This window comes from Serratia proteamaculans (assembly GCF_013337185.1).
GTDB classification, from domain to species: Bacteria; Pseudomonadota; Gammaproteobacteria; order Enterobacterales; family Enterobacteriaceae; genus Serratia; species Serratia proteamaculans_D.
In genome coordinates this window covers 993361-1013102 of record NZ_SWDE01000001.1, presented here as the reverse complement: position 1 = coordinate 1013102, position 19742 = coordinate 993361, and the positions used below count along the sequence as shown (strand labels likewise).

Sequence of the window (19742 nt, the reverse complement as noted above, 5' to 3'; positions counted from 1 at the left end):
TTATGCTATCAGGCCTGAACCAGCGGACCGGGATTCTTCAGGTATTGGGTGCGGATCGCCTCTGCCGAGTAGTAGGCCAAGGCGCCGACAATGCCGGTGGGGTTATAGGCCAGGTTCTGCGGGAAGGCACAGGCACCGGTGACAAACACGTTGGGCACGTCCCAGCACTGCAGGTATTTATTCACCACGCTGGTGGCCGGGTTATCGCCGGTAATGGCCCCGCCGGTGGTATGGGTCGACTGATAAGGCCGTACGTCGTAATGATCGCCGGCTTTCATCACCGATACCGACATCTGTTTTGGTTTCATCACCTTGGCGATATCCACCATTTTGCTGGTGATGTGCTGGGTCATTTTGATCTCGTTGTCTTTCCAGTCAAAAGTCATGCGTAACAGCGGCAGGCCGTAGCCATCCTTGTAAGTAGGATCCAAATCCAGATAGCAATCGCGGTACGGCATTACCGAGCCTTCGGAGCCTAAGCTCATGCTGTGCAGATAGTTATCCTTGATACCCTGTTTCCAGCCGCTGCCCCAGCCAGGCGTGCCCGGTGGCAGCGTCATTTGTTGCAGCGGTCGGCCGCCGGTGCGGGTGGCGGAGATATAGGCGCCGCCGATAAACCCCAGGCCGCTATGATCAAAGTTTTCGCCGTTCATATCGTCGATCACCATGCCGGCCGCGCCCGCGCCGATAAACGGGTTGAAGTGGGTATCCTTATCGTAAAACAGCGAAATACCGCTGTTCATCTGGTAGGCGTAATTCTTGCCGACCACGCCTTCGCCGGTCACCGGGTTGTAAGGTTTACCAATGCCGGACAGCAACAGCAGGCGGACGTTATGCAACTGGAAGGCGCTGAGGATCACCAGATCGGCCGGTTGTTCCACTTCTTGCCCCTGGGCGTTGATATAGGTCACGCCGGTGGCTTTCTTGCCGCTGCTGTCCAGATTCACTTTGATCACCTGCGACTGGGTGCGCAGCTCAAAGTTTTTACGCTTGGTCAGCACCGGCAGGATGGTGCTCTGCGGCGAGGCCTTGGAATACATAAAGCAGCCAAAACGTTCGCAGTAACCGCAGTAGTTGCAGGGGCCGAGCTGTACGCCATAGGGGTTGGTGTAGGGGACGGAGCAGTTGGCGGCGGGCACGTTGAAGGGGTGATAGCCCAAGGATTCGGCCGCGGTACCAAACAGTGAACCGGAATAAAGCGACTTAAGCGATGGCGTGGGATACTCGTTGTTACGCACCCCTTCAAACGGATTACCGCCCTTGATGATTTGTCCGCGCAGATTGCCGGCTTTACCCGCGGTACCACAAACCTTTTCGAACTTGTCGAAGTAGGGTTCCAGTTCCTGATAGCTCAACGGATAGTCCTGCAGCGTCATGCCTTCCGGGATCCACTTGGCACCGTATTTTTCATTAAGGGTGGTGTGCAGCTTCAAATCGGATGGCAAAGCGCGCCAATGCATACCGTTCCAGTGTACGCCGGCACCGCCAACGCCATTGCCTGGCAAAAAGGAGCCCAGTTGGCGGTAGGGCACGGCGAAATCTGCCGGAGTGTGGCGCACGGTGACCGTTTCGTTGGCCATTGCCTGCATCAGTTTCATGCGAATGCCGTAGGTCAGTTCGTCGGCGATGCGCGGATAGGCGAAGTCCGGGTAGGTATCGCGTTGTTCGCCACGCTCCAGCGCCAACACGCTCAAACCGCTTTCGGTCAATTCCATCCCCATGATGGCGCCGGTCCAGCCAAATCCGACGATCACCACGTCTACCGGTGGCTTTTTAATTGCGCTCATTTATGCATTCCTTTTGCTTGAGATACTGACCGGCCCGAGGGGATAAGGCTGATTGGGGCGATTGGCCCAGTCGGTGTAATCCGCACGTGCGCCGGGGAAACCGATCATTTTCCATGACGCCAACGTCTGGTTACCGCCATGCACCGGATCGGCCAGATAGCCCTCTTTGGTGTTGGTCAGTAACTGGTCGAAAAACGCCTTGCCGGGCAGGTCTTCAGAATCCAGCTGGCCGTGTTCCAGCGCCGCCAGCAGTTGTTCCTGCTCGGCATGCTCGAGATCGGCAAACGCTTTTTGGAACTGTTGCTGACAGTGCGCATTGACTTCGTGAATGCCGATTCGGTAGGTTTCGCGCGGCGTCAGCTTGGACTGATAACCCAGTTGCGGCGCTGAGGGGACGAACGGCGGGTGCATATACCACAGGCCGCCGTGGCCATAGGGGGTTTCCATTTGTCGGTCGATAAACACCGGGACGCCCTGATCGACCGCACCGGGGCCATTATCGTCGGTGGGGATCAGCCGATCGCAAGCCGCCAGCAGAAAGCGCCATTCGTCGGCGTTGAAATAGACCGGAACATAGTGATCCGCAACGCCGGCAGCGGGGGCTGCCTTGGCATCCAGTGCCAGAATGCTGCTACCGGCGGCGGCCAGCGGGATTAATGCCAGGGTCTTTTTGAGAAAGTTACGCCGGGGCGGCGTAGAGTTGTGCTGTTGTGACATAATTCCACCTTGAACATGCTTCACAATAAATGCCCGCGCAGGCAATACAGACCTACGCCGCTGCTATCCAGCAGCGGTAAACAGGCAGGGATGGGTAATAAAAAGTAGATAACCATATTAGTAGCAAGCTACTGGTATGGTTGTATTAGTTTAGGGCTGGCGCTCTGAATGAAACAATGGATGATCTGTTTCAAAACATTTTGTTCACATCTAGATTGATATAGATCAATTAACCAACATCTCCTCCGTGGGTTTATCCGCCAGCGGTACGGAAGATCTTTGAGCCGGAATAGCATGAAACACAGCGGTGACAGCCAGCAGGACGTTTCGCCAGATGCGATACAGGCGAGCTTTATTCAGCATTTACGACAAGGAATGACGCGTAAGGCTGCGCTGCATCTGACAATCAAACAGCAGGTGACGGCGGGCGAGCTGAGCTATCTGGCAAAGCTGCCGCCCAGCCGGGTGCTGGCGGCTCGATTGGCGGTTTCACGCGATACCGTCGAACAGACCTATGCTCAACTGGAAGCGGAGGGCTATATTGCCCGTGCCGTTGGGCGCGGTAGCTTTGTCAGCTACCAGCAAGACACCCTGATCGGTCGTGAACTGCTGGCGACTGACAACCCCGACCAGGCCCTGCTGGTGGAGCGGGAACTGAGTGCGCATGGCCGTTCCTTGCTGATTGCCGCCCATGCTCCACATACCCGCCGCAGCGGCTCATTGACGCCCTCACTGCCCGATTTGCGGCTGTTCCCCATCGACAGCTGGCTGCATTTGGAAAGGCAGGCGGTGCGGCAGGGGGCCGAACGTCTGCTGGGTTATGCCGATCCTCAGGGTTTGGAGGAGTTAAGGGAGGAAATCATTGAGTATCTGCGGCGCGAAAGGGGGGTTAAAGCCGGCACCGAACAGGTGATCGTGGTGACCAGTTCTCAGCAGGCGCTCTCGCTGTGTACTCAGGTGCTGTTTAATCCCGGCGATCGGGTATTTGTGGAAGAGCCCGGTTACCAGGGCGCGAAAAAGCTGGTTCAGTCTGCGGGATTAATCGCCCAGCCGATTGGGGTGGATCCCTGTGGTATGGATATTGATGCGTTAATAAAGACCGAAGAGGGCGGACGGGGTATTTATATTACGCCTTCCCACCATTATCCACTGGGACATTCACTCAGTATTGAACGAAGATTAAAACTGTTGGCATGGGCACAGCGTGAAAAAGCCTGGATCCTCGAAGATGATTACGATTCCGAATTCAATTATAACGGCCTGACTACCGCAGCGTTGCAGGGGCTGGATCAACATCAGCGAACTTTATATATAGGTACTTTCAGCAAAAGCCTGTTTCCAGGATTGCGCATTGGTTTTCTTATTGTTCCGCCGCAGTTAATTAAACCCATGGTGGCCGCCAAACAATTCCAGGATGGATATACTTCGGCATTGCCGCAAATGACGTTATTTAAATTTATCAATGAAGATTTCTATGCCGAACATTTAAGAAATATGCGCAAGATCTATCAGGCCCGGCTGGAGATTTTGCATGCGGCGGTGCATCAGTATCTTGCCGCCTGGACTCAACCACGGTTACCGCAGGGCGGGCTGCAATTGGTTTGCCCGTTGCAGGACGCGGCTACCGAGCGGCGGTTGATTCAGGCCGCCGCAGCGCAAGACATGAGGGTCTACGGGTTGATTGATTTTTATACTCACCCGCCAAGTGAAGGGGCGTTGGTATTTGGCTTTGCAGCCTATGCACCCGACGAGATTGTAAGATTTATCAAAAAATTATCATGCATTTTTGATTCGTTACCTATGCCAGACTAAAGGCAGTCAGGTCGCTCAAATTGGTCTGCTCGTTGTTATTAATTGGTCTGTGTTCAGGCTGCGTTGACCGGTGTATCCTGTTGGTATTACGTTACTTTTTCTTAGAAAAACCCGTGAGGCACCATGCATCCAGTAAACAGTGAAGTAGTAGTACGCAGAATAAAAAACGATGATAAATCACAATGGTTGGATCTTTGGCAGGGATATCTTCATTTTTATCGGGCAGATATTTCAGAGCAGGTTACCCATCATACCTTCGAACGTTTATGTGAAGAGTCACAGGTTTATGGCCTGGTGGCGGAAGATAAAGACGGCAAGCTGTTGGGATTGATGAATCTGATATTCCACCCTTCAACCTGGAGCACCGTCGGTTATTGCTATATTGAAGATCTCTATGTTTCACCGCTGGCACGCGGCAAGAAAGTATCTGAAAAATTATTTGAGCAGGCCTATCGGGTAGCGGATGAAAAGGGCTGTGACCGGGTTTATTGGGCGACGCAGGAATATAATGCGCCCGCCCGTTCGCTGTACGATAAAATAGGTAAAAGAACTTCGTTTATTATTTACGAACGTTAACTTCAGGCTGCGGAGGCTTTATGGTGATCAATCAATTCGGCCAGCCGGTGGGGGAGCCATTAGCCGATTGGCAGGCGGCGAAGCGGCCCTGCGGTGAAACCCTGAACGGGAATTTTTGCCATCTGGAATCGCTTGAGCCACAGCGCGACCATGCCGCGTTGTTCAGGGCTTTCCAGCAGGCACCCGATGGCCGCGACTGGACCTATTTATCGATAGAACGGCCGGAAAGCCTTGCTGCCATGCTGCAGCATCTGACAACCTTGCAGGCGAACCCCACGTTGGTGAACCTGACGGTGTTTGACCGCGCAAGCCAGAGTCCGGTCGGGACGGTTGCCTACATGCGTATCGACGAAAGCAATGGCGTGGCGGAGATTGGCCATGTCAGTTGGTCACCCGCGATGAAGCAGCGCTCGAGCGCCACCGAAGCGATTTATCTGATGTTGCGGCACCTGTTTGAGGACTTGGGGTATCGCCGCTGTGAATGGAAGTGCGACAGCCATAACGCACCATCCAAACAGGCGGCGGCGAGATTCGGCTTCAAGCATGAGGGCACTTTCAGATATGCGCTGATCACCAAGTGCCGCAGTCGTGATACCGACTGGTTTGCCATTACCGCCGACCGCTGGCCGACAATCAGGGCCGGGTTTGAGCAATGGCTGAACGTCGACAACTTTGACCAACAAGGGCAGCAGAAAAAACGGCTGCAGGATTTAATGGGATAAAAGCAGGCAACAGGTCTAATGTTTGTCAGTTAAGTTTTTGAGCAAGCCGCAATCGGTAAGGTTGCGGCTTTTTTATGGCTTTTTAGCGTATCAATTCGTTGTCTCACTTATTACGTCGAGCACATTTTTCGCTGCTACAGTAGCCATTTTTATATAGGAGGCGTCACTGACACCGGCGATATGCGGCGAAACAAGGACATTGTCCATTTGCTGCCAACGATGGGGGGCAGTCAGAGGTTCGGTAGTAAAACTGTCCAGTGCGGCACTGCTGATAGTGCCATCCTGCAGTGCCTGGACTAACGCATTTTCATCAATCAGGCCGCCTCGTGCGGTGTTCACCAGAATGGTGCCGGGCTTACAAAGCGACAGTGCCTTATGGTTGATCATCTGCCGGTTCTGATCGGTTAACGGGCAATGCAGCGAAATGACGTCGGCGCACTGCAGCAACTGGTTGAAGCCGACGGACTTACACTCTTCCGGGAAGGTTTTTGCCCAGGGATCATACGCAATAACCTGCATCCCTATCGCACGACCAATGGCGGCGACCCGTTGGCCAATGGCACCAAGCCCGATAAGCCCCAGGATGCGTCCTTCCAGTTCAACAGACTTATGCGTGGCCTTGTCCCAGTGACCTTGTTTCAGGCGATGGTCAAGAAGTCGCACGGATTTGGCGCAGGCCAGAATCATTGCCCAGGTATGTTCAGCCACGGCTGCGGCATTGGCTCCAGGTGCAGAGCAGACACGAATCTGACGTTCCGCAGCGGCGGCCTGATCTATGACGTCAATACCGCTGCCATGTTTCGATATCACCCGCAGTGCCGGAGATGCATCCATAATGCGGGCACTGATTTTGCCGTAACGCACGATAATGGCCAGGGGCTGATGCTTTTCGCACAGAGCGATAAGTACCTCTTCCGTTGGTGCGCTGCCGGCAAAGACAATCTGGTAATCGGCTAACATCACCAGTGCTTCACTAGCCAGATCGCTACCCGTTACCAGAATGCAGGGGGAATTTTTCATCACAGACTCTCCTCGGGGTTCAGCATACCTACCGCCCGTAGCGATTTTTCCAGCCAGGGGGCACGTACATCCCCCTCTTTAATTGCAACAATACGACGGTTTTCTCCGTCAAGCTTCTGTTGTGCCAACTCTAATAATGCCGCTACTTCTTCACGCGGTAGCACCACTATGCCATCCATATCCCCAATGATCAGATCGCCTGGATTGATCGCCACGCCTGCGACAGAAACCGGATGATTCACTCTGCCAGCGATCGCTTTGGTTGGGCCTGCTGGGTTCAGGCCGGCAGCAAATACCGGGAAATGGCCACGGCTAAGCGCATCTGCATCGCGCACAGCACCGTCAATAATGATCCCTGCAATACCTGAAGCGGCTGCCTGAGTTGACATGATTTCACCAATCAGCGCGGCGCTTAGATCACCCTTACCATCCACCACAATGACATCACCTGGTTGGGCAATCGCCAGGGCGGCATGGATGGCAAGGTTATCACCAGGGCGCACCTCCACCGTCACGGCCGGACCTGCGACTTTCATTTGTGATGATATCGGTTTAATGCGCCCGTGCATCGTCCCGCGTCTTCCGGCGACATCAGCCAGAATCGCCGCCTGATATTCTGCTGCCTGCCGGACCTGTTCTGCCGGGACTCGGGTGAAAGTGTGATTGATCATTGGGGTGCCATAGACAGACATAAGTATTCCTCGGTTGTTTTATCAGGTACAATCTTGTTGCATTTGATAAAACAAATATATCGGCGTTAATTTGCTTGTAGCCAGTGTTAATATTTCTTTTTTATGTAAACAAGATGTGAATCACAATTTGTAGGGTAAACTCTGCCCCGGTATACACATGGAGAGAACAAGATGGGAAACGAGGGTGTCATCGCCGTAGAAAAGGCCTTAGCGCTATTGGATTGCTTCAAACCTGGGGAAGAATCACTGTCACTGACCACACTTTCCCAATTGTCTGGCTACCATAAAACCACGGTTTATCGCCTGATGAATTCACTTGTGCGCATGAATTATGTGGTACGCCTCGAGAATGGTAACTACACCCTTGGCTCTCGTTTGCTCTATCTTGGCAAATTGTATGAACAGTCTTTTCATCTCTCGAGCATTGTTCAGCCTGAACTGCATGCCCTTGCAGTGGCTACGCAAGAAAGTGCGTCCTGGTATGTGATTGAAAACGGCCAGCGGCTATGCCTGTTTCGTGCCGAGTCTTCCGAGGGGTTGCGTGAAACCCGCCTTCCAGGCAGCTATTTGCCATTGGATAACTCCGCTATTGGTCAGGTTTTGCGTCATTGGGGGATGAATGAACCCCTGGTCAATGCCGCCGAGGATTTACCGCTATACACGTCAGGCGTGCGAGATCCGCATACCGCCGCATTCTGCCTGCCAGTATTTGCCGAAAATGAAAAACTGGTGGCCGCATTAGCCTTGACCGGGCCCTCATCACGTCTGACGCTTGCACGTAAAGAAGAGGATATTGGCAAGATAATGAAGGAAACTGCGTTAAAATTGTCAATAAATCTCGGTGCGCGCAGAAGTATTTGCGAAAGGTTTTTTGCCTGAATTTCAGTTAGTTGTGCTAATCCTCCCTAGGCTTTATCGAAGTATCCTGTAAAAACACTTCCAATGCGACGATGCCAAATCCCAGAACGGGATTGGCATCCTGCCTCTTTACCGCGATCTAACAGCATGCCGATCTCAAACCAGCCATAACGCAGTGACGTCCTGTGAGCGCGAGAATTGGAATGTATTCATCCAACGGATATCACGCAATTCGACCCCATTTGTTCGTTTTTTGTGACAGATTACACAATGTCATAACATTGGCGCTCGCTAAGTGCACATTTGCATGGATACTAATTGTACATTGCACACGGTGATTTTACAGGGTAAAACAAAATCTACCGGTTAACGATAAAACGATGAACATCCGGTGAGGAAAACATGACTGAAAATATGCAAAATGCTGCAACCCTTTCTGATATTGAGCAGCAAACCGTCAAACGGGTGGCCTGGCGGATATTGCCTTTTTTAATCGTCAGTTACCTGATTGCCATTATCGATCGCGGTAATATCGGGATGGCGGCACTACAGATGAATCAGGATTTGGGCCTGACAAAAGCCGTATTTGGCTTCGCCAGCAGTCTATTTTTTGTCGGTTATTTTCTGTTTGAAGTGCCCAGTAATCTGATTATGCAAAAAGTGGGCGCCAAGATTTGGATTGCACGCATCATGATAAGCTGGGGAATTATCTCACTTTGCACGGCTTTCGTGAGCAGCGAGAAAATGCTGTATTTATTGCGTTTTTTACTTGGTTCGGCAGAGGCGGGTTTTTTTCCGGGCGTGATCCTCTATCTGACCTACTGGATCCCTGGGAAATACCGTGCACGTATAATAGCGACCTTTATGGTGGCCATTCCTGCGGCTAACTTTATCGGTTCACCGATTTCCGGCGCGATCCTGTCAATGGATGGTTGGTTAGGCTTACGCGGCTGGCACTGGTTGTTCATACTCGAAGGTATTCCTGCCGTATTACTGGGTATTGCCGCATTCTTTCTACTGAGCAATCACCCCAAAGACGCTACCTGGCTGACCGAACCACAGAGAACCTGGCTCACCAATACGCTCGCCAGTGAAAATAAAAGCCGTAGAAATATCGGTCACATCTCGCTTTGGCAGCTTTTACGTCACAAACATATCTGGGTTATGGCATTGATTTGTTCTGGCGCTTCGGCGGCAGGTTCAACCCTCAGCGTCTGGTCACCCCAGTTGTTGAAATCCTTTGGGCTGGATAATTTTACTATCGGGTTGGTCAACGCTATCCCTTATGGGCTGGCTTCGGTGTTAATGATTGTTTGGGGACGTAGTTCAGACAGAACCGGTGAACGTCGTTGGCATACGGCGATGGCATTGTTTCTGATTGCCGGTGGGGTAGCGGCAGCCTTTATCACTGGTTCTCTGACGGGCAGCGTAATAATACTGTCGATGATGCTGGTCGGTGCCTATTCAATGAAAGGACCATTCTGGGCATTGGCGTCCGGCTGGTTATCCTCTTCTACTGCGGCGGCGGGCCTGGCCGCGATTGGGGCGATGTCCAACCTGATTGGCGGGGGAATAATGGTGAATGTGTATGGGATTATCGATCAAAAAACCGGTAGCCACACATTGGCGATGCTACCTTTGGCCGCCCTTTGTGCCGTAAGTGGCATTGCGGTTGCCTTGATGGGGAGAAAACAGTCACAAAAGATTGAGGCTGAACCCAGAATATCGCCTGTCAGCAAATGAAACATCCAGGGGCATTTCAGCCCCTGGAAGTTAATACCGCGTTCGCAATTTCACCGTAGGGCGATTACTTCAGTTCATCGACCATGGTCGCTGCGCGGCCAATGTAATTAGCCGGGGTCATGGCTTTCAGACGCGTTTTCTCTTCTTCCGGCAGCGCCAGGCTATCGATAAACGTCTGCATACCGGCAGCATCGACACGCTTGCCGCGAGTCAGCTCTTTCAGCTTCTCGTACGGCTTTTCGATACCGTAACGGCGCATGACGGTCTGGATCGGCTCGGCCAACACTTCCCAGTTGTGATCCAGTTCGTCCAGCAGGTGCGCCTGGTTCACTTCCAGCTTGCTGATGCCTTTCATGGTCGCCTGGTAGGCGATCAACGCATAACCCAGGCCGACGCCCAGGTTACGCAGCACGGTGGAGTCGGTCAGGTCGCGCTGCCAGCGGGACACCGGCAGTTTGCTGGCCAGATGGCCCAGTACCGCGTTTGACAGGCCCAGGTTGCCTTCGGAGTTTTCGAAGTCGATTGGGTTAACCTTGTGCGGCATGGTAGAAGAACCGATTTCACCGGCGATGGTTTTCTGCTTGAAGTGATTCAGGGCGATGTAGCCCCAGATATCACGGTCGAAGTCGATCAGGATGGTGTTGAAACGCGCTACGCAGTCAAACAGCTCGGCGATATAGTCGTGCGGCTCGATCTGAGTGGTGTACGGGTTCCAGATAATGCCCAGCGAGGTAACAAACTCTTCGCTGAACACATGCCAGTCCACTTCAGGGTAAGCGACGATGTGGGCGTTGTAGTTGCCAACCGCGCCGTTGATTTTACCCATGATTTCCACGCGCTCAAGCTGACGGAACTGACGCTCCATGCGGTAGGCGACGTTGGCGAATTCTTTACCGACGGTGGACGGGGTGGCCGGTTGGCCATGGGTACGAGACAGCAGCGGAATATCGCGGTATTCCAGCGCCAGGCCCTTGATCGAATCGATGATTTTACGCCAGTACGGCAGCACCACATCCTGACGTGCCGTTTGCAGCATCAGCGCGTGCGACAGGTTGTTGATGTCTTCGGAGGTACAGGCAAAGTGGATAAACTCGGATACCGCCTGCAGGGCAGGGACCGCTTCCACTTTTTCCTTCAGGAAATACTCAACCGCTTTCACATCGTGGTTGGTGGTGCGTTCGATAGTCTTGATGCGTTGCGCGTCTTCTTCACTGAACTCTGCGACGATCTTATCGAGGAAAGCGTTTGCGTCGGCGTCAAAAGCCGGAACTTCCCTGATTTCTGCGCAGGCGGCCAGTTTTTGCAGCCAACGTACTTCAACCTGCACACGGAATTTCAGCAGACCGTACTCGCTGAAAATGGTGCGCAGTGCGCTGACTTTATCACCGTAGCGTCCATCAACGGGGGAAACGGCGGTCAGTGAGGATAATTCCATCGGTAGCAACTCCTGGGATCTATTAACAATGAGCAACGATATTTTGCGCCTGTTTAAACAGACGATTACGGGAAAACATTAACTGCAGGCGGCTACCGCCAACCTGTTGCCACAGCACGGCGGCACGGATGCCCGCCAGCAGTGCGGCGCGAACCTTGGCCTGCACCTGCGGGTTTTGCAGGATAGCCGGTGAACCTGTCACCTGAATGCGCGGCCCGAGCGGGCTGACGACGTCGACATAGATGCCGGCCAGCGCGCTGATAATGGTGTCTGATTCCAGATCAAAATGCGCCAATTGGCGTTCAAGCTGGCCGAGACGTTCGCCAAGCTGGTTCATTGCCTGTTTGTTGGCGTTGAGTTTACGCTCCAGCACCATCAGGCTGATGGTGTAGCGGGTCAGCTCGGCGGCCAGGCCTTTATTGTTGGCATTGAGCACGCCCATCAGCGTCTCAAGGCCCATTTTCAAATTGCGTTCTTCACCGCCGAACACCGCCAGCGTGGAAGGGGGATCCATCTGCAGCAGGCTGCTTAGCGAGGTATGAAAGGCTTCGCGATCGCATTGGCCTTCGTGCGCCAACTGCTGGACCAGACGCGCAGTCTGGCTGATCCCGGCCATCGCCAGCGTAATGTCATAATAGTTCTTCGCCACGATTACTCCTGTAAACGCTGTTCGATAATGCCGCCGCCGAGGCAGATTTCATCCTGATAGAACACGGCTGACTGACCTGGGGTAACGGCGGCGACCGGCTCGTCGAAACGCACTTCAATGCGTTGTTCGTCAAGCGGGGTGACGGTGCAGGGAATATCCTGCTGGCGATAACGGGTTTTCACCGTACAGCGGAACGGCCCACTCAGCGGCAGGCGATCGACCCAATGCAATTGCTGCGCGATCAGCCCGACCGACATCAGGCGCGGATGTTCATGCCCCTGCGCGACCACCAGCACGTTGTTGGCGACGTCTTTGTCCACCACGTACCATGGATCTTCGCTGCTGTCTTTCATGCCGCCGATGCCCAGCCCTTTGCGCTGGCCCAGAGTGTGGTACATCAGGCCCTGGTGTTCACCGACGGTCTGGCCGTCGACGCTAACAATCGGGCCTGGCTGTGCAGGCAGATAACGGCCGAGGAAGTCGCGGAATTTGCGTTCGCCGATAAAGCAGATACCGGTGGAGTCTTTTTTCTTGGCGGTCACCAGGTCAAGCTGTTCAGCGATGCGGCGCACCTCTGGTTTTTCCAGCTCACCGACCGGGAACAGGCTTTGTGCGACCTGCTCGTGGCTCAGGGTGTAGAGGAAATAGCTCTGGTCTTTGTTGCCGTCGACACCGCGCAGCAGACGGCTTTTGCCGTCAACGTCCTGGCGACGCACGTAGTGGCCGGTGGCGATAAAATCCGCCCCCAGATCTTCTGCGGCGAATTCCAGGAAGGCTTTGAATTTGATTTCTTTATTGCACAGGATGTCCGGGTTTGGCGTGCGGCCGGCCTTGTATTCTTCCAGGAACAGTTCAAACACGTTGTCCCAGTACTCTGCCGCGAAATTCACCGTGTGCAGTTCGATGCCGAGTTTGTCGCATACCGCTTGTGCATCGGCCAAATCGGTCGCTGCGGAGCAGTACTCTTCATCATCGTCTTCTTCCCAGTTCTTCATAAACAGCCCAGCGACCTGATAGCCCTGTTGCTGTAACAGATAGGCAGTAACGGAAGAGTCGACGCCGCCGGACATACCGACGATTACTTTTTTCTGGCTGTTGTCTGACATGGGGATCTCGCGAACTTGAACACTAACCGTGCTGATAAAAAACAAGCGCAGGATTTTACCACGTTGCCCTCGTCGGCGCACGGCACTTATTCATCTCAGAACGGCCAGTTATAGCTGCTGACCAGCGACAGCGGGTAGCGTTCCGGCTGCTGGTAACAACGAATGCTTTCGGCGACCAGAGCGGAGCGCAGGTTAGGCGCCTGCAAAATCTCTTCGGCGCTCAGCCACAAACAACGGTCGATGTCACTGTCGTGCGGCTCGGTCGGCAATTGCTGTTCCAGCTCAATGACAAAGCAAAAGCGCAGAAACGGCGTGTTGTCCGGTGCGATCCACTGGTGCAGCTTGAGGAACGACTGCGGCGTGGCGCGAATGCCGGTTTCTTCCCACAGCTCGCGTTCGGCAGCCTGTACCAGCGTTTCATCGGCCTCGAGGTGGCCGGCCGGCTGGTTCCAGAGTGCCTTGCTGTTAATGGTCTCTTCGACGATTAAAAACTTGCCGGCGGCGTGAACCACGCAGGCAACGGTAACGTGCGGTTTAAACATGGCGGCCCCTTACAGCGACGGATTGACGGGCGGATTAAAGCGAATCAAGGCATTTCCATTCACCGGGTTGCAGTTCTCCCAATGAAATATTACCCATACTGTAGCGAATCAGTCGCAGGGTAGGGAAGCCGATATGTGCAGTCATGCGACGTACCTGGCGGTTTCTTCCTTCATACAGGGTGACTTTCAGCCAGGCCGTGGGGATTGACTTGCGTTCGCGGATTGGCGGATTGCGCGGCCACAGCCACTGCGGTTCGGCGACCAACTCCACGCCGGCCGGCAGTGTCGGACCATCCTTGAGCGTGACGCCGTTGCGTAAAGAGACTAAATCGCCGTCCTGCGGTGCGCCTTCTACCTGCACGTAATAGACTTTGCCGGTGCGTTTGCCCGGCTGCGTGAGCTGTGCCTGCAGCTTGCCGTCATTGGTTAACACCAATAATCCTTCGCTGTCGCGATCCAGTCGCCCGGCGGCGTAAACATCAGGAAACGGAATGAATTCTTTCAGCGTGGTACGGCCGGCCTCATCGGTAAATTGCGGCAGCACATCGAAGGGCTTGTTGAATAACACCACGCGACGCGGCCCCTGTGCGATAGCGGGTTTGGCGGAGGCAGGCGAGCTGAATCGTTTAACTTTGTGATTTCTAACAGGGAATTTTTTCATAACAGTTGAGATTACGGATGATAGGCGCATTATAACCGAATCCGTTTCGGATTGGCGCGGACAGAAAATTCCAGTAGTATCTACACGCATCTTACAAAGCATTAACAAAAATTGCGCTTGAAGGAGAGGTTGATGGAAAGCAAAGTAGTTGTTCCGGCAGAAGGTAAAAAGATTACGGTCGATGCCCAGGGTAAACTGGTTGTTCCGAATAACCCGATCATTCCGTTTATCGAAGGCGACGGTATTGGCGTCGACGTTACCCCTGCTATGATTCACGTGGTTGATGCAGCAGTAAAAAAAGCCTACCACGGCGAACGTAAAATCTCCTGGATGGAAATCTACACCGGCGAAAAATCCACTCACGTTTACGGGAAAGACGTGTGGCTGCCGGAAGAAACCCTGGATCTGATCCGTGACTATCGCGTTGCCATTAAAGGCCCGCTGACTACCCCAGTCGGTGGCGGTATTCGCTCCCTGAACGTGGCCCTGCGCCAGCAACTGGACCTCTACGTGTGTCTGCGTCCGGTGCGTTACTACCAGGGCACCCCAAGCCCGGTTAAACACCCAGAACTGACCGACATGGTGATCTTCCGCGAAAACGCCGAAGACATCTATGCGGGTATCGAATGGAAAGCCGGTTCTGCCGAAGCAGACAAAGTGATCAAATTCCTGCGCGACGAAATGGGCGTGAAGAAAATCCGCTTCCCAGAGCAATGCGGTATCGGTGTGAAGCCATGCTCTGAAGAAGGGACCAAACGTCTGGTTCGTGCAGCGATCGAATACGCTATCACCAACGACCGTGACTCTGTGACCCTGGTTCACAAAGGCAACATCATGAAGTTCACCGAAGGTGCCTTCAAGGATTGGGGCTACGAACTGGCGCGTGAAGAGTTCGGCGGTGAGCTGATCGACGGCGGCCCATGGCTGAAAATCAAGAACCCGAACACCGGTAAAGAGATCGTGGTTAAAGACGTGATCGCCGATGCCTTCCTGCAGCAAATCCTGCTGCGTCCGGCTGAATACGACGTGATCGCCTGTATGAACCTGAACGGTGACTACATCTCCGACGCCCTGGCTGCACAGGTTGGCGGTATCGGTATCGCACCTGGCGCCAACATCGGTTCCGATTGCGCACTGTTCGAAGCGACCCACGGCACCGCACCTAAGTATGCCGGTCAGGATAAAGTGAACCCAGGTTCCATCATCCTGTCTGCAGAAATGATGCTGCGTCACATGGGCTGGTTCGAAGCGGCTGACCTGATTGTTAAAGGCATGGAAGGCGCAATCGCTGCCAAGACCGTGACCTATGACTTCGAACGCCTGATGGAAGGCGCTAAGCTGCTGAAATGTTCAGAGTTTGGCGACGCTATCGTTAAACACATGTAATGGTGTTTTAGAGTTAAATGATAACGGGAGCCTGATGGTTCCCGTTTTTTATTGTTCTTTCCAGTGACTATTCTAAAAGAAGGGAATCATGAATAGGGTTCATTTAGGATTTAAAAAAAACCTGCCGGCATTAATGCTTATTGTCGTCTCACTATGGCTGACAGGCTGTACCAAGACGAACGCTGTGGCTAACGCTGGGCCCTCTGCGGAGGGTGTCGATGATCTTTTTGCTGCCCTTGACGGCAAGGCAACTCCTGCAGCAGGGGATGAGGTTAGCAACTATGCCAGGCAGGTACGCGCTGCGATTCAGAGCCATTTCTATGATGCCAACGCCTATGCCGGCAAGCAATGTACTATCAGAATGAAGCTTGCCCCGGATGGGATGCTTTTGGCTGTCCGCTCTGAAGGTGGTGATCCTGCGCTTTGCCGGGCTGCTATAACGGCAATCACAAATACCCGTTTCCCCAAGCCGCCGTCACAAGCGGTTTACGGTGCTTTTAAAAATCCCGTACTGGAATTTCGTCCTCAGTAGTTGAATGACAAAACTATCGTTAAAGCATGTAATTGTGTTTAAGCATTTGAACAACAACGGGAGCCGCAGGGCTCCCGTTGTTTGTAGCCATCAGCCGGCATTCTTCCGCGGTCAGGTCTCGCGCTTGGGCAGGCAAAAGAGGGCGCGAGGGAGATCGGCTATTTATACAGCCACCGGCCAGCTTTGGCAGATTCGATAAGCATATAGATGGTGAGATCTGGAACTATTGGAATCACTTTTTTCTTAAACGGGTTAAAAAGAGTGCTTAGCGGTGGGTCTGGTGGATAGTATGTTTCGATAGAAAAACTATTCCTATCAATATCAAATTCGTTAAAGAAAGCGTTCATTAACGCCTCTGCTTCATCATCTTCCAGATTCAGATCCGTGTCTAAATCCGTTTCAGGGGTCAGCTCTTTTTTCTTAAAAAGATAAATCCCATCATGACGACGTATCAGGTCATAAACGCGTTGCTCGATATCCCCTACCATAGCTTATCGTTCCCCCTGCCAATACTGTTGTACTTGGTAACTGACTTGAACGAAATCTCTGTTACGTCCTTTGCAAGGATAATCCAGCCAACTACAGGAACGGCCCGACCTACGAATGACCCTATTTTCGCTGTCATACGTAGTTTCATGGTTGAGGGCGGCTAGCCACCAATAACAGTTGGCAGTTTTGCCCCTAAGGGAAATTTTGCCGAACCAAATACTTTGCGTGCACCACGGGAGGCATAAGATGTGTCTCTGATAGCTCCGGCTGGTTTCCTACGTGTAGGGGAGACATTGAGGCCAGAGAGTACGGCAACAATAGCGCCAAAGTCATCTATCCCTAATTGTTCGGCCACCTGTTCACAGAACACCATGAAAAATAATTCACCAGCGCTCAAGTTGGCTCGGCCTGCATAGAAGTAGGTTCCACCCAATTCTTCAACCGTATCCATAAGCGTTCCTGGTCAAATCTATGTACGCAAAGTAACCCAAGACTAGTCAAAAGTGCAATCGTATCCGTCCTATTTGAACAACAACGGGAGCCGAAGGGCTCCCGTTGTTTACTGCCGTTTTACAGCTACCCCGACAGGGGCAATGTTTCAATCCGCCTTGGTGGCATCAGGGTGATTCTTGCCTTCCTCGATAAAATCTTCATCAATCTCATCGGTGGTTTCGGCACTGTCGCGGCCGGAAAGAATATTCCAGCAGGCGATGAACAGGGCAGCAATTAGCGGGCCGATGACGAAACCATTAATGCCGTAAATCTCCATACCACCCAGGGTTGAAATCAGGATCAGATAATCCGGCATCTTGGTATCTTTACCCACAAGCAGCGGGCGAAGGATATTGTCGACCAAACCGATGATCACCACGAAGAAGCCCACCAGGAACAGGCCTTTCCACAGCATTCCCGTAGCGAAGAAATAGATGGCGGCGGGTACCCAGATAATCGCGGAACCCACGGCGGGGATGATGGACAGGAACGCCATTAATGCGGCCCACAGCAGGCTGCCCTCGATACCGGTGATGTAAAACGCCAGGCCGCCGAGTGCACCTTGCACTATTGCAACCACTACCGTGCCTTTTACCGTCGCGCGGGAAACCGCGGCGAATTTCACAAACAGATGATGTTTAACGTGCTCGGATAACGGTAAGGCTTCGAGCGACAGGTTAACCAGATAAGGGCCGTCCTTCAGCAGGAAGAACAGCAGATAGAGCATTACGCCAAAACCAACGGCAAAGTTGAAGGTGCCCTTACCGATCAGGAACACGCTACCGGCAAGATATTGCCCACCCTGCAATGCCACCTGTGAAAGTTTCTTTTGTATTTCAGCCGCGTTGTCGAGGTTATGCTCGGTAAGGAAATGGCGAGCCCAGCCAGGCAGCAGCCGCAGGGTATCGGCCAGAACTGCCGGGAATTGGGCGTTATTACCCTGTAACTTGGTGTAGACGACGTTAAGCTCAATCGCCAATGAAGACGCAATAATCGCCAGGGGCGTAAATACGATCAGACAGATTACTGCGACCGTCAAAAGCGACACCAGGCCGTTTCTCTCCCCCAGATACTGTTTAAGTTTTTGTTTCACCGGGTGGAAGATCACCGCCAGAATGATCGCCCACAGAACGGACGAATAATAGGGACCCAATACGTCCAGAAAAGCAGCGGTAACTATGAAAAGGATCAGAATAAAGAATCCCTTTGAAATACCCTTAGACATCATACCCGTCCCTCTGATGATAGATTTCTCCGCCCATGCCGATATTCAATGGCATTGACACTTCTTGAAGATTAAACCCTATCATCACAAACGCGTAACAGGTAGTGGATTTTATAGATGAACGATTAATGAAATTTATTAGTTATCATCTATTCAGCGGGGGGAGTTGAGCGGGAGATGCAGGCTTATTGCAGCAAAATCCCCCAGTCTGACAAACCCGTCGCCCTTTCGGATGAACCTCGGATTAATAACAGACCAGGGGAATTGAGGTTGTTTTATCGTTGACCCGAGTTTCGTTCTTTAGTGCGCAGGGCGGTGACGCTTTCGCCGCCGATGCCCCAGTTGTCGGTGGCAACTTCGTCAATCACCACAAAGGTGGCGTTGCGTGGCTTGTTCAGTACGCGCTCCAGCAACTCGGTGACGCCTTCAATTAACTGGCGCTTGTTCTCGGCGGTCACCCCTTCGTCGGTGACTTTAATATTTACATAGGGCATTTGCAGGTTCTCCTTAATTACCAGACGCCGGCGGTAGTGCCGCCGTCTACGGCAACGATGGTGCCGGTGACAAAGCTTGAGTCAGTCAGGTACAGCACCGCATCGACAATATCCTGCGGCTGACCAATGCGTTGGGTCGGTGCCATCTGTTTCATAAACTTCAGGCTTTGTTCGTCCGGGTTGCTCATGGTCAATGGAGTGGCGATGATGCCGGGTGCCACGGCGTTGACCATCACATTATGCGGTGCCATTTCCAGCGCCAGCCCACGAGTGGCCTGGTTCAGCCCACCCTTGACCATAATCGGCAGCAGGGCCGGGACTTTGCTGATGGGCTGCATGGCGATGGCGGCAGTAATGGTGACGATATGGCCGCTACCCTTGGGTGCCATGTGACGGGCGGCGGCCTGTGAGGGATAGAAGAAACCTTTCAGGTTGGTCGCCAGCATCGCGTCGACATCATCCTCCGTATACTCGGTCATCGGTTTGGACAGGAAGATCCCCGCGTTATTGATCAGAATATCGACCTGTCCAAAGTTTTTCTCTGCCTGTTCGAACAGGCGGGTTGCGGTTTGCGGCAGGGCGATATCACCGGGAACCAACAGCAGGTTTTCTGGATTACCGAGCTGGCTTGCCGCTGACTGTAAACGTTCCAGCGAGCGAGCGTTTCCTACGACATTGTAGCCACGCGCCAGGTAAGCCTGCGCAATAGCGAACCCCAAGCCGCTGGAGGCGCCGGTAACAATTACTGTTTTTACTCTGTTCATTATCTGTTCTCTGGATAGCCATTATTTGCGTTGCTGAAAC

General features: G+C 53.0%; 20 protein-coding genes and 1 pseudogene. 7 read left to right on the top strand and 14 right to left on the bottom strand.

The window, feature by feature from the left end:
• Positions 1–8: 8 nt before the first annotated feature.
• Both FCL49_RS04715 and FCL49_RS04710 read right to left on the bottom strand, forming a co-directional pair.
• Complete coding sequence (locus FCL49_RS04715) at positions 9–1787, bottom strand: GMC family oxidoreductase (protein ID WP_174352616.1); 1779 nt, start codon at positions 1785–1787, stop codon at positions 9–11.
• On the bottom strand, positions 1788–2504 hold the full coding sequence (locus FCL49_RS04710) for a gluconate 2-dehydrogenase subunit 3 family protein (protein WP_174352615.1): 717 nt from the start codon (positions 2502–2504) through the stop codon (positions 1788–1790).
• Positions 2505–2798: 294 nt separating this feature from the next.
• Here FCL49_RS04710 and FCL49_RS04705 point away from each other — a divergent pair, with 294 nt between their 5' ends.
• From FCL49_RS04705 to FCL49_RS04695, 3 genes are all read left to right on the top strand, one after another.
• Positions 2799–4316 carry a PLP-dependent aminotransferase family protein gene (locus FCL49_RS04705; RefSeq protein ID WP_174352614.1) on the top strand — a complete coding sequence of 506 codons (1518 nt, stop codon included), beginning with the start codon at positions 2799–2801 and terminating at the stop codon, positions 4314–4316.
• Between the two features lie 123 nt (positions 4317–4439).
• Positions 4440–4892 carry a GNAT family N-acetyltransferase gene (locus tag FCL49_RS04700; protein ID WP_174352613.1) on the top strand — a complete coding sequence of 151 codons (453 nt, stop codon included), beginning with the start codon at positions 4440–4442 and terminating at the stop codon, positions 4890–4892.
• A gap of 20 nt (positions 4893–4912) precedes the next feature.
• Entirely contained in the window at positions 4913–5614 is a 702-nt protein-coding gene (locus FCL49_RS04695; RefSeq protein WP_174352612.1) for a GNAT family N-acetyltransferase, read from the top strand.
• A 90-nt stretch (positions 5615–5704) separates the two neighbouring features.
• Here FCL49_RS04695 and FCL49_RS04690 read toward each other — a convergent pair whose 3' ends face one another.
• Both FCL49_RS04690 and FCL49_RS04685 read right to left on the bottom strand, forming a co-directional pair.
• Positions 5705–6634, bottom strand: a complete 930-nt coding sequence (locus FCL49_RS04690) for a hydroxyacid dehydrogenase (RefSeq protein WP_174352611.1) — start codon at positions 6632–6634, stop codon at positions 5705–5707.
• A complete protein-coding gene (locus tag FCL49_RS04685) occupies positions 6634–7326 on the bottom strand; it encodes an RraA family protein (RefSeq protein ID WP_174352610.1) in 693 nt (230 codons plus the stop codon). The genes FCL49_RS04690 and FCL49_RS04685 overlap by 1 nt, the downstream gene beginning before the upstream one ends.
• Positions 7327–7497: 171 nt before the next feature.
• On the opposite strand from FCL49_RS04685, the gene FCL49_RS04680 reads away from it, so the two are divergent.
• Complete coding sequence (locus tag FCL49_RS04680) at positions 7498–8205, top strand: IclR family transcriptional regulator (RefSeq protein ID WP_174352609.1); 708 nt, start codon at positions 7498–7500, stop codon at positions 8203–8205.
• A 381-nt stretch (positions 8206–8586) separates the two neighbouring features.
• Positions 8587–9927 (top strand): MFS transporter, encoded by a 1341-nt coding sequence (locus FCL49_RS04675; protein WP_174352608.1) that lies wholly within the window; start codon positions 8587–8589, stop codon positions 9925–9927.
• A gap of 64 nt (positions 9928–9991) precedes the next feature.
• Here FCL49_RS04675 and purB read toward each other — a convergent pair whose 3' ends face one another.
• The 5 genes from purB to rluE form a co-directional block, all read right to left on the bottom strand.
• Positions 9992–11362: an adenylosuccinate lyase gene (gene purB, locus FCL49_RS04670; RefSeq protein WP_153860803.1), complete on the bottom strand. Its 1371-nt coding sequence runs from the start codon at positions 11360–11362 to the stop codon at positions 9992–9994.
• A 22-nt stretch (positions 11363–11384) separates the two neighbouring features.
• On the bottom strand, positions 11385–12011 hold the full coding sequence (gene hflD / locus FCL49_RS04665; protein WP_012006445.1) for a high frequency lysogenization protein HflD: 627 nt from the start codon (positions 12009–12011) through the stop codon (positions 11385–11387).
• A gap of 2 nt (positions 12012–12013) precedes the next feature.
• Positions 12014–13117, bottom strand: a complete 1104-nt coding sequence (gene mnmA, locus FCL49_RS04660) for a tRNA 2-thiouridine(34) synthase MnmA (RefSeq protein ID WP_174352607.1) — start codon at positions 13115–13117, stop codon at positions 12014–12016.
• Positions 13118–13212: 95 nt separating this feature from the next.
• Positions 13213–13659, bottom strand: coding sequence for an NUDIX hydrolase (locus tag FCL49_RS04655; protein WP_153860800.1), 447 nt, complete (start codon positions 13657–13659; stop codon positions 13213–13215).
• A gap of 34 nt (positions 13660–13693) precedes the next feature.
• Entirely contained in the window at positions 13694–14320 is a 627-nt protein-coding gene (gene rluE, locus FCL49_RS04650) for a 23S rRNA pseudouridine(2457) synthase RluE (protein ID WP_174352606.1), read from the bottom strand.
• 132 nt (positions 14321–14452) lie between these two features.
• On the opposite strand from rluE, the gene icd reads away from it, so the two are divergent.
• Both icd and tolA read left to right on the top strand, forming a co-directional pair.
• The gene (gene icd, locus FCL49_RS04645; RefSeq protein ID WP_112348290.1) at positions 14453–15706 is read left to right on the top strand and encodes an NADP-dependent isocitrate dehydrogenase; all 1254 of its coding nucleotides are present in this window, start codon (positions 14453–14455) and stop codon (positions 15704–15706) included.
• 88 nt (positions 15707–15794) lie between these two features.
• Complete coding sequence (tolA, locus tag FCL49_RS04640; protein ID WP_174352605.1) at positions 15795–16238, top strand: cell envelope integrity protein TolA; 444 nt, start codon at positions 15795–15797, stop codon at positions 16236–16238.
• Between the two features lie 158 nt (positions 16239–16396).
• Here tolA and FCL49_RS04635 read toward each other — a convergent pair whose 3' ends face one another.
• From FCL49_RS04635 to FCL49_RS04615, 5 genes and pseudogenes are all read right to left on the bottom strand, one after another.
• Positions 16397–16726: a DUF1493 family protein gene (locus tag FCL49_RS04635; protein WP_174352604.1), complete on the bottom strand. Its 330-nt coding sequence runs from the start codon at positions 16724–16726 to the stop codon at positions 16397–16399.
• A pseudogene (locus FCL49_RS04630) lies at positions 16720–17178 on the bottom strand (STM2901 family protein). Before FCL49_RS04630 ends, FCL49_RS04635 begins: the two are co-directional and overlap by 7 nt.
• Before the next feature lie 147 nt (positions 17179–17325).
• Complete coding sequence (locus FCL49_RS04625) at positions 17326–18447, bottom strand: AI-2E family transporter (RefSeq protein WP_174352603.1); 1122 nt, start codon at positions 18445–18447, stop codon at positions 17326–17328.
• Between the two features lie 272 nt (positions 18448–18719).
• On the bottom strand, positions 18720–18938 hold the full coding sequence (locus tag FCL49_RS04620; RefSeq protein ID WP_174352602.1) for a tautomerase family protein: 219 nt from the start codon (positions 18936–18938) through the stop codon (positions 18720–18722).
• Positions 18939–18955: 17 nt separating this feature from the next.
• Positions 18956–19702 (bottom strand): SDR family NAD(P)-dependent oxidoreductase, encoded by a 747-nt coding sequence (locus tag FCL49_RS04615; RefSeq protein WP_174352601.1) that lies wholly within the window; start codon positions 19700–19702, stop codon positions 18956–18958.
• Positions 19703–19742 lie beyond the last annotated feature (40 nt).

Bases quoted from the DNA above. Each gene is read 5' to 3' on its own strand.
- FCL49_RS04680 (WP_174352609.1), top strand. From the start codon at position 7,498: ATGGGAAACGAGGGTGTCATCGCCGTAGAAAAGGCCTTAGCGCTATTG.
- FCL49_RS04655 (WP_153860800.1), bottom strand. From the start codon at position 13,659: ATGTTTAAACCGCACGTTACCGTTGCCTGCGTGGTTCACGCCGCCGGC.
- FCL49_RS04710 (WP_174352615.1), bottom strand. From the start codon at position 2,504: ATGTCACAACAGCACAACTCTACGCCGCCCCGGCGTAACTTTCTCAAA.
- FCL49_RS04690 (WP_174352611.1), bottom strand. From the start codon at position 6,634: ATGAAAAATTCCCCCTGCATTCTGGTAACGGGTAGCGATCTGGCTAGT.
- FCL49_RS04675 (WP_174352608.1), top strand. From the start codon at position 8,587: ATGACTGAAAATATGCAAAATGCTGCAACCCTTTCTGATATTGAGCAG.
- FCL49_RS04705 (WP_174352614.1), top strand. From the start codon at position 2,799: ATGAAACACAGCGGTGACAGCCAGCAGGACGTTTCGCCAGATGCGATA.
- FCL49_RS04625 (WP_174352603.1), bottom strand. From the start codon at position 18,447: ATGATGTCTAAGGGTATTTCAAAGGGATTCTTTATTCTGATCCTTTTC.
- purB (WP_153860803.1), bottom strand. From the start codon at position 11,362: ATGGAATTATCCTCACTGACCGCCGTTTCCCCCGTTGATGGACGCTAC.
- icd (WP_112348290.1), top strand. From the start codon at position 14,453: ATGGAAAGCAAAGTAGTTGTTCCGGCAGAAGGTAAAAAGATTACGGTC.
- tolA (WP_174352605.1), top strand. From the start codon at position 15,795: ATGAATAGGGTTCATTTAGGATTTAAAAAAAACCTGCCGGCATTAATG.
- rluE (WP_174352606.1), bottom strand. From the start codon at position 14,320: ATGAAAAAATTCCCTGTTAGAAATCACAAAGTTAAACGATTCAGCTCG.
- mnmA (WP_174352607.1), bottom strand. From the start codon at position 13,117: ATGTCAGACAACAGCCAGAAAAAAGTAATCGTCGGTATGTCCGGCGGC.
- FCL49_RS04620 (WP_174352602.1), bottom strand. From the start codon at position 18,938: ATGCCCTATGTAAATATTAAAGTCACCGACGAAGGGGTGACCGCCGAG.
- FCL49_RS04635 (WP_174352604.1), bottom strand. From the start codon at position 16,726: ATGGTAGGGGATATCGAGCAACGCGTTTATGACCTGATACGTCGTCAT.
- FCL49_RS04615 (WP_174352601.1), bottom strand. From the start codon at position 19,702: ATGAACAGAGTAAAAACAGTAATTGTTACCGGCGCCTCCAGCGGCTTG.
- FCL49_RS04695 (WP_174352612.1), top strand. From the start codon at position 4,913: ATGGTGATCAATCAATTCGGCCAGCCGGTGGGGGAGCCATTAGCCGAT.
- FCL49_RS04700 (WP_174352613.1), top strand. From the start codon at position 4,440: ATGCATCCAGTAAACAGTGAAGTAGTAGTACGCAGAATAAAAAACGAT.
- FCL49_RS04715 (WP_174352616.1), bottom strand. From the start codon at position 1,787: ATGAGCGCAATTAAAAAGCCACCGGTAGACGTGGTGATCGTCGGATTT.
- FCL49_RS04685 (WP_174352610.1), bottom strand. From the start codon at position 7,326: ATGTCTGTCTATGGCACCCCAATGATCAATCACACTTTCACCCGAGTC.